Raw genomic sequence first — 8,649 nt, 5'->3', positions numbered from 1 at the left:
ACGGGCCAACATTGACCGCCTGGTTGGCGGCGCCGGTGAGGAAACCATTCTCGCCAGGGTTGGCGAGGGAGTAGTCACAACCGTCGGCAGCGCGGACAGTCACAAGCACGTCCTGGAAAACCCCGATATGATTTCCCAGACTGTTTTGAGCAAGGGGCTCGACGCCGGTACGGCTTTTGAAATATTGTCGATTGATATCGCGGACGTTGATGTCGGGCGCAATATCGGGGCGCAGCTTCAGACCGACCAGGCTGAGGCGGACAAGCGGATTGCCCAGGCCAAGGCGGAGGAGCGCAGGGCCATGGCGGTGGCCAGGGAACAAGAGATGAAGGCTTCCGTTCAGGAAATGCACGCCAAGGTGGTTGAAGCAGAGGCCCAGGTGCCCCTGGCGATGTCCGACGCCCTGCGGGAAGGTAAAATCGGAGTGATGGATTATTACAACCTGCAAAACATCCTGGCAGACACCCAGATGCGTGACGCTCTGTCGAAGATGGGCAAGGGCAGTGAAGCCAACGGACCGATATTGCCTGCCAAGTAAATTTGCTTAAAAGGCGTGTTGACATGAAATATATATGGTTTTTATTGATATTGTTTATTGTCATAAGGAGTATCAGACAACTGAGGAAACGTTCCGTTTCCTGGGACAAACCTGATGGACCCTTTGAGGAAACCGCCTGCGAACGCGAGGAAATTCTTTTTGACAGTTCTCCTGTTGATGAGCCAGGCAATAATGAGTTAATGTTGGACACGCCGGAATATCTGACCGGAGAGAGCAGTGAACCAACTACGGAAAACACTGATATTGCTGCTTGCCGGGAACATCAAGGGCGGCCTGATCAGTCTGAACCATTTGACGGGATAATCCGCCCCGGCGAATTTGTGAAAGGATTTGTTTGGTCTCAGATACTTGGTCCCCGCGGCGGGCTGCAGGCAAAAAAACACTATAACTCACATTTCCCAAGGGTAAAGATGTAATAAATTGGTCGTCGAGCAACGCGTCGAAGCCCATTGTCGGGTCAAATGATATCTTTTGACGCACTCTCCATAGCAGGCGCCGGGGTGCCGCGCCTGCTATGGAGAGTGCTTATTTTTTTCTTCATATCGTCCAATAAGGTATAGATGACTGGTACAACCACCAGGGTCAACAGGGTGGACGTAATCAAGCCGCCAATGATGGCGTGGGCCATCGGCGCACGTCCTTCCGCGCCTGAACCTAAACCAAGAGCCAGCGGGATCATGCTGACGATCATGGCCATGGACGTCATCATAATCGGTCTTAGCCTAATTAGGGCGGCCCTGCGCAGGGCTTCGTTTCTTTCCACGCCCTTTTTCCGCTGTTGTTTCGTAAAGTCGATGAGCAGAATCGCGTTTTTGGTCACCAGTCCCATCAACATGATAATCCCGATCATAGACATGATGCTGAGTTCGCTGCCGGCCACCAGGAGGCCGAAAATGGCGCCGATGATCGCCAGCGGTATGGAAAGCATGATCGAAAAAGGATCAATGTAGCTTTCGAACTGTGCCGCCAGGATGAAAAATATGAATAACACGGCTGTGATTAAGGCCAGAAATATATTGGTAAATGTATCGCCCATCATTTCCGACTGACCGCCGGCGAAAATGCTGTAACCTTGCGGCATCTGCAACTCCTGCTCGGCCCTGGCCGTAAAGGCGCTGTTAAAACTACCGAGGGATGTGCCTTCCAGGTTGGCTGACAATACTATCTCTTTTTTACGGTCGAAGCGGTTGATCTCACTGGAAGCCGTGGAAAAGACAGTATCGGTTACCTGGTTCAGCGCGATCATCTGGGTCTGCCCGGAACTGCCGGCCGCATTACGGCTGGCAAGATAAATGTTATTCAGGTCATTCAGGCTGCCGCGTTGCTTTTCGCCTAAAAGGACACGCACGTCGAAGCGGTCCTCACCTTCCTCGTACTGGCCGACCACCACCCCGTTGAACAGGGTGCGCAGGGTGTCGGCCACCTGTGCCGTGCTCACGCCCAGGTCGGTGGCCTGGTCGCGCTTGATCAGCAGTTTGCCCTCAGGTGTGCCGGGTTTGTAGCTCATGCCGACGTCTACCGCCCCGGGTATCCCTTCCATAATCCTCTGAGCCTTCTCGGCATACACATATAGTTCGTCCAGATTATCTCCAAGCAGGCGGAATTGGACTGTTTTTTCAGAACTGATGCCTCCCTGGAGGACGATGGACGTCCTGACGCCCGGCAGGACATTGAAGTCCTGCCGCATATCAGACGCAATTTGGTTAATCGTCTTGTCACGAAGTTCTTTGCCGGTGAGCTTGACGAATACGTTCACCTGGCTGGAAGTCACAGTGGTATATATGTTTAGCGTCTCGGGGTATCCTTTGACTATGCCCTCCATCCTTTCGGCAATTTTTGAAGCTGCCTCCAGATTCAAGCCGGCGTCCAGGTCGGCGCTGACCGAAAGCTCGCCTACGTCTGATTCGGGCATGAATGTTGAGCCGAGCATTTGGGTTAGAGACAGGCTGCCCACGAACAATAGAATAGCTACCATCATGGTTATCAACCGGTTTCTTAAGACGGTCATCAGAAAGCTGGCGTATATCCCGGTCAGGCGGTCGAATCCCCTGTTAAACCAGTGCAGGAATTTTTGCACAGGGCCTTTGGGTGTTTGTTCTTCCGGTTTAAGATTGCGGGAGGAAAGCAGGGGCACCAGAGTGAAAGAAAGCAGCAGCGACACTAATACGGCGCAAACTACCGTAATGCCGAACTGTTTAAAATATTGTCCCACGATACCGCTCATAAAGCCGACCGGCGTGAAGACCGCCACCACGGTTAAGGTAGTTGACGTTACCGCCAGACCGATCTCGGATGTAGCATCTTCGGCTGCTTCGAGAGGTGTTTTCCCGGACTTCATATGACGCACGATGTTTTCTATAACCACGATTGCGTCGTCAATCAGCAAGCCGACCGACAGGGACAGGGCCATTAGCGACATGAAGTTTAGAGAAAAACCCAATATCCGCATGGCGAAAAAGGTTGTAATAATCGAGGAGGGGATTACCAGGGCGGTGATCAGGGTGCTGCGCCAGTCCCGTAAGAATAAAAATACCATCAGCGCTGCCAGCAGGCTGCCTTCAAACAGGGTTTTTTCCACGTCACGAACCCCGTCTTTAATATATCCCGAGTTATCTCTGACCACATCTAAATGAACACCAGGCGGAAGCTCTTTTTTTAGATCTTCTATGGCTGTTGTGACTTTTTGGGCCACCTCCACGGTGTTGCTGCCGGACTGTTTTATAATATCAAGGCCGATTGCGGAGTTCCCCTGGTAACGGGATATGTTTTCGCTTTCCTTGGTTCCGTCCACCACCGTGCCGATGTCTTTCACAAAAAGCTGCACCCCGTCACGGCGCGCCACCGGCAGGTTGGTGAAATCGTCCACCTTGCTGATTTGTCCCGTGGTGCGAATTGTCAACTGCAGGTCGTCCTTTTTCACCTTGCCGCCCGGCACGTTCAGGTTTTCCGCGCTCAGGCTCTCCAAAACTTCAGGAGTGGTCAGGCTATAAGCGGCCAGCTTGTTTTTATCCAGTTGGATCTGAATTTCCCTTTCTTGTTTGCCGTATATTTTAAGCGAACCCACACCATTTATAGTCTCAATCCGCTTTTTGATCAAATCGTCGACGATGGTTGTCAGTTCCCGCAAGGACGCGTCCCCGTAGACAGCCAGGGAAAAGATGGGGTAAGCTGTCGGATCGAACTTGCTAATGACCGGTTCCTCAATATCCGCCGGCAGATCCCCCCGGATGCTGCCTATTTTGTCCCGCACATCCTGGGCTGCCACATCCGGCGCAGTATCCAGAGTGAACTCCGCGTAGGTGATGCAGACGCCTTCTTGGGCCATGGTATAGATGTGCTTGACTCCGGCTATCTGTCCCAGCGCTTCTTCCAGCTTCAGGCCGATTTTGGTTTCCACCTGTTCGGGGGAGGCGCCGTTTTGGACGATGGTCACGCCCACATAAGGGAATTCCACTTCCGGGTAATCGTTGATGTTCAGTCCAAGATAGCTGATTATGCCGAGGGTGACCAGCGCCAGGATAGTTACTGTGGCGAATACCGGTCTTTTCAGGCTGAGGTTGGTAATGTACATCGGTCCGTCTCCTCCATTAGTCGGAGATTTTAATGCTATCCTGGTCTTTCAACTTATTTACGTTGGTAATAATCACTTTTTGACCTTCAGTAAGGCCGGATTTGATTTCAACCAGTTGCTCAACCACCTGGCCTATTTCCACTTGCCGGCGATTGGCCTTGTCCCCTTCAGCGGTGAATACAAAAAACATGCCTTCCTTTCCGGTCAGGGCATTTTGGGGGACCGCCAATATTTCCCCTGTCTTGCCGGTCTTTAATTCGGCTTTGGCGAACATGCCGGGCTTTAACAGGTTATCCTTGTTGTTAATCCTTATCTTGGTCTCAAATACCCGTGCTGATTTATTGGCGGACGGGTTGATAATTTCCACTGTTCCGGTAAACTTGCGGTCGGGATATGAGTCCAGGGTAACGACCGCTTCCATGCCTCGTGTTATGCTGGCCAAGTCCTTTTGTTCCACACTGATAATCATGTGCACGTCAGATATGTTCTTTATCAACATAATTTGTGCGCCGGGTGACAATACCTGGCCGTTCGATACGTTACGGTCGGACACAACGCCGCCAATCGGCGAGTTTACCGTGCAGTTCCGCAGGGATTCCTCGGCGTTGGCCAGGGAAGCGGCGGCGGAACTGACTTCAGCTTCGGCTAGTTTTAAGGAGATTTCAATGTCTTCGAAATCTTTTTTAGATATCGCTCCGCTTTCATATAAGGTCTTGTTCCGTTGATAATTAACCTCCACAGTGGACAGGTTGACTTCAGCCTTTTGCAGGAGGGCGCGGCTAATGGTAACCGCGTTGATGTATTCCTGGCTTTCCAGGGAAACCAGAACAGCGCCGGATGCCACCGCGTCACCGTTTTCCACGCTTACCTGGTTCACCCGGCCGGCTATTTTGGCGCTGATCACAGCTTCATCAACCGCCTCAATGGTACCCGTGTATGATAATGTTTCTTCTTTCGTTACTTTTGCAGCTTCTTTTGCCTCAACCGTTTGTATTGATAAATTACTAGGTGCGTTAACTTGCTTGTTATTCTTCAAGTAATCACTAAATTTAAACAAGCCTAAGGCCAGGCCCAGCAATACAGGAATCCATAACCATTTTTTCCAGCTGCCTTGCAAAACAAGAATCACCCCTTGCTGCTGCGCTTATCTTCTTAAAATCCCGTATAATAAGGTGTCTTTCACTGCTTCCATGGCTTGTTTTGGGGTAAGGTTATTTTCTGTTAGAAACCCTTCTTCAAGCACGGCATCCATTGTTCGCTCAAATACAAGTATGGCTACCGCAGGATTCAGGTCCGGGCTCACATCACCGTTTTGGAGACCGGTGTAAATTAATTTCCGGACCTGCTCTCTTTTAATTATTTTGACTCTCTCTGTTTTTTCCCATACTTCCGGAAAATACAGTTTTAATTCCTTCATGTGCTCCAGCAAACGTTCCGGATCGTACTTGGGTATATAGCTAAAAAATATATCTTCAAGCTTTTCCAGCCAGCTTCGTTGGTTGTTTGTTATGTTTTTCACGTAATTACTTAATATCTCCAGATGGTAGTCAACTACAGCGTCAATAAGCGTTTTTTTGCTGGTGAAATATTTGTACACCGTTTTTTTGCTGATGCTTAAATCCGAAGCAATGTTGTCAATGGTGAATTTCCTGAATCCATATTTTTCTATTTGACTGGAAGCGGACTGAATTATTATTCCTCTCAGACGGTTCAGCTCCCCTCTCTAGGGAAACCATATTGGTTTCTTGAGTTTCCGCATGATTAAGAATAACAGCCGTATTGAAATATGTCAATAAAAAAACTGTCATGAAGTAATTGTGTTTTTATTGTCTGTTTGAGAAAAAAAATATAATTTAAACCAGCGGGAAGCATATAATCAATGCAGGAACTTTAACGATAGGTTGAGGATGAGATAGAACGAATATTTCCCCGAAGCATCAAAATAGATGATTGTAATGGCAGCAATGTTTGTGGTATACTGATTTTAATATAAAATGTGAAAGTCAATGAAGGAGAAAAGTAGACTGGTATCAGTCCTCCAGGGAAGGAATGTCGTTGATTGGAAGCATTCTCAGGATATGGCCAGTTGAAGTTCTCTCCAGAGAAGCCGGCTGAAACCGCTGCCTGCGGCAAGTAGGTTTGGACGTAATCTCCCGACGTTATATGGGAGGGGGTATCGGAATGTTATTCCCGTACTCTTGCCAAGGGGGTATCATGGTTTTACCATGGACCAATCAGGGTGGTAACACGGAAAGCGTAGGCTTCTCGTCCCTAATGGGCGAGAGGTTTTATTTTTATACACGTGCAATAGCATTCCCGTATCTGATTAGAGAGGGCTATTATGGCCAACTAGGGTGGTACCGCGGAAACCTGCTGCTTTTCGTCCCTTATTATGGGAGCGGCAGGTTTTATACATTTATATAAATTGAAGGAGAGGTTTTAGTACAATGGTAGTAGTTATGAATTTGACAGCCGGGACGGAACAAATTAACGCTGTTCAACAAAGGCTTGAACAATTCGGCTTTGAAATTCATATTATCCGCGGGGTAAACCGTCTGGTTATCGGCGCTGTGGGGGACCGCCGGATAATCAGTTCCCTGGGCTTGGAAGCCATGCCCGGAGTGGAAAAAATCGTGCCGATTATGAAGCCGTTCAAACTGGTGAGCCGGGAGTCTAAAGGACAAAGCAGTTTAATCAAGGTAAAGAACGTAATCATCGGAGGAGATGACGTAGTCGTAATAGCCGGTCCATGTGCGGTTGAAAGCAGAGAACAGTTGCTAACCGCCGCGCGGATGGTGCGCCAGGCCGGGGCGGTTATTCTCAGGGGAGGCGCTTTCAAACCCAGAACCTCGCCGTACAGCTTCCAGGGGCTGGAAGAAGAAGGTTTGAAATTGCTGGCCGAGGCTTCTGCCGAAACAGGATTGGTCACGGTAACCGAAATAATAGATGAGGCCAGTTTGGAGCTTGCGCGGGATTATGTAGACATGATCCAGGTGGGAGCACGGAATATGCAGAATTTTCGCCTCTTGCGCGCAGTGGGGCGTTCGGGTAAGCCTGTCCTGCTGAAGCGCGGTCTTTCAGCTACTATCGAAGAATGGCTGATGGCGGCGGAGTATGTGATATCAGAGGGCAATGAAAATGTAGTTCTATGTGAGCGGGGAATTCGCACCTTTGAAACTGCTACGCGTAATACCCTGGACCTGAGCGCTGTTCCGGTTGTTAAAGGGCAGAGTCACCTTCCGGTAATTGTGGACCCCAGCCACGCAACCGGGGAGCGAAAGCTAGTGGCTCCCATGTCCATGGCGGCATTGGCGGCCGGTGCTGACGGCTTGCTGATCGAGGTCCATCCGGAGCCCGACAAAGCGCTGAGTGACGGCCCACAGTCACTTACTCCTGAAGATTTCAGTTCTTTAATGGCGGAACTAAGAAGGCTAGCCCCCGCAATAGGCCGGCGCATCAGGTGAAATATATACTTTCGTGATACTGATTACTCAATACTAACAACCCGTAATACTAACCCGTAATACTAACACTTGCTTTCAAAATGTCTGTCTGTTATAATATCATCTGCAAGGTCACTTGTGTTTATTTGTCGGAGTGGCGGAACTGGCAGACGCGCACGTTTGAGGGGCGTGTGGGCAACCGTACGGGTTCAAGTCCCGTCTCCGACACCACAAAAGTCAGTAATGACAAGGGTTTGAGCCGAACGTGGATTTTATGAAACGTTCGGTTTTTCCTCTTGGAACGTATCCGGGATACGTGTGGGGGAAAAACGTGTCCGGGATTAATAATATTCCCGGGAAAACACATGAGATGTCCTGTAAAAAAAATTTACAGGAGGCTGAAATTTATGGCAAGGCACCGGAGAACCACTATGGAAATTGAGGAAGGCACCCATACCCCTAGCCATCCAGGCGGAGACAACTGAGATTTTTGCGTGAAGGCGTTCATGGAAAGCTTGACCCAGCGGAATTTATCTTACTATACAAAAAGGCACCATAAGCTTAATTTCATAGGGGTTCACAAAATTCTAACCTCGCTGAATTACCCCACAGCTCCTATAAAGATAACTACCGATTATTTAAAAAAGACTATACTACAGAGCCTTCGAATTGAACTAAGTCCCACTACAATTAACCATTATATTAGAACCATACAACAATTCTTTGCTTTTCTTCTGGAAGAAGGTTATCTGCTTGAAGACCCGGCAAAGCCATTGAAAAAGGTTAAAGCTCCGAAGGTAATAATTGAGGCTTTTACAGCAGAGCAAGCAAAAGAGCCTTTGGCTATGCCAAACAAAAAAACATTTGTAGGCTTCCGGGATTACTGTATTATGCTGGTTTTACTTGACACAGGCTTAAGGCTATCAGAATTACTAAATATCCATCTGGATGATATTGACCTTCATCAACGGAAAATTAAAGTCATGGGCAAAGGAGCCAAGGAACGTTACGTCTTTTTTAATACAACAACCAGGGATGCCTTAAAAAAATACAAGAATGTTCGCGGCAGAAGTTTA

General features: G+C 48.8%; 7 protein-coding genes and 1 tRNA gene. 5 read left to right on the top strand and 3 right to left on the bottom strand.

Translation table 11 applies throughout. The features are described from left to right. Both A4E54_RS06425 and A4E54_RS06420 read left to right on the top strand, forming a co-directional pair. Nucleotides 1–538: flotillin-like FloA family protein (locus A4E54_RS06425; RefSeq protein ID WP_286725130.1), on the top strand; the 538-nt coding region annotated here is incomplete at its 5' end. Nucleotides 539–561: 23 nt separating this feature from the next. Continuing rightward, nucleotides 562–975 (top strand): hypothetical protein, encoded by a 414-nt coding sequence (locus tag A4E54_RS06420; RefSeq protein WP_240084700.1) that lies wholly within the window; start codon nucleotides 562–564, stop codon nucleotides 973–975. A gap of 41 nt (nucleotides 976–1,016) precedes the next feature. On the opposite strand, the gene A4E54_RS06415 is transcribed toward A4E54_RS06420, so the two are convergent. The 3 genes from A4E54_RS06415 to A4E54_RS06405 are packed head-to-tail and all read right to left on the bottom strand — an operon-like array spanning nucleotide 1,017 to nucleotide 5,820. Continuing rightward, the gene (locus A4E54_RS06415; protein ID WP_240084701.1) at nucleotides 1,017–4,130 is read right to left on the bottom strand and encodes an efflux RND transporter permease subunit; all 3,114 of its coding nucleotides are present in this window, start codon (nucleotides 4,128–4,130) and stop codon (nucleotides 1,017–1,019) included. 16 nt (nucleotides 4,131–4,146) lie between these two features. Further along, complete coding sequence (locus A4E54_RS06410; RefSeq protein WP_248286080.1) at nucleotides 4,147–5,247, bottom strand: efflux RND transporter periplasmic adaptor subunit; 1,101 nt, start codon at nucleotides 5,245–5,247, stop codon at nucleotides 4,147–4,149. Nucleotides 5,248–5,274: 27 nt separating this feature from the next. Next, nucleotides 5,275–5,820 carry a TetR/AcrR family transcriptional regulator gene (locus A4E54_RS06405; protein ID WP_286725132.1) on the bottom strand — a complete coding sequence of 182 codons (546 nt, stop codon included), beginning with the start codon at nucleotides 5,818–5,820 and terminating at the stop codon, nucleotides 5,275–5,277. 757 nt (nucleotides 5,821–6,577) lie between these two features. Here A4E54_RS06405 and aroF point away from each other — a divergent pair. The 3 genes from aroF to A4E54_RS06390 all read left to right on the top strand — a co-directional run. Next, on the top strand, nucleotides 6,578–7,594 hold the full coding sequence (aroF, locus tag A4E54_RS06400) for a 3-deoxy-7-phosphoheptulonate synthase (protein ID WP_240084704.1): 1,017 nt from the start codon (nucleotides 6,578–6,580) through the stop codon (nucleotides 7,592–7,594). A gap of 127 nt (nucleotides 7,595–7,721) precedes the next feature. Then, nucleotides 7,722–7,804, top strand: a tRNA-Leu gene (locus tag A4E54_RS06395). A gap of 275 nt (nucleotides 7,805–8,079) precedes the next feature. Then, nucleotides 8,080–8,649, top strand: a 570-nt coding sequence (locus tag A4E54_RS06390; RefSeq protein WP_286725125.1) for a tyrosine-type recombinase/integrase, incomplete at its 3' end; no start/stop codon positions are given.

Source organism: Pelotomaculum sp. PtaB.Bin117 (assembly GCF_002067195.1).
In the GTDB taxonomy this organism is placed as follows: Bacteria; Bacillota; Desulfotomaculia; order Desulfotomaculales; family Pelotomaculaceae; genus Pelotomaculum_D; species Pelotomaculum_D terephthalicicum.
Note: the sequence above shows the minus strand (reverse complement) of the source record. Positions and strands in the feature narration are given on the sequence as shown.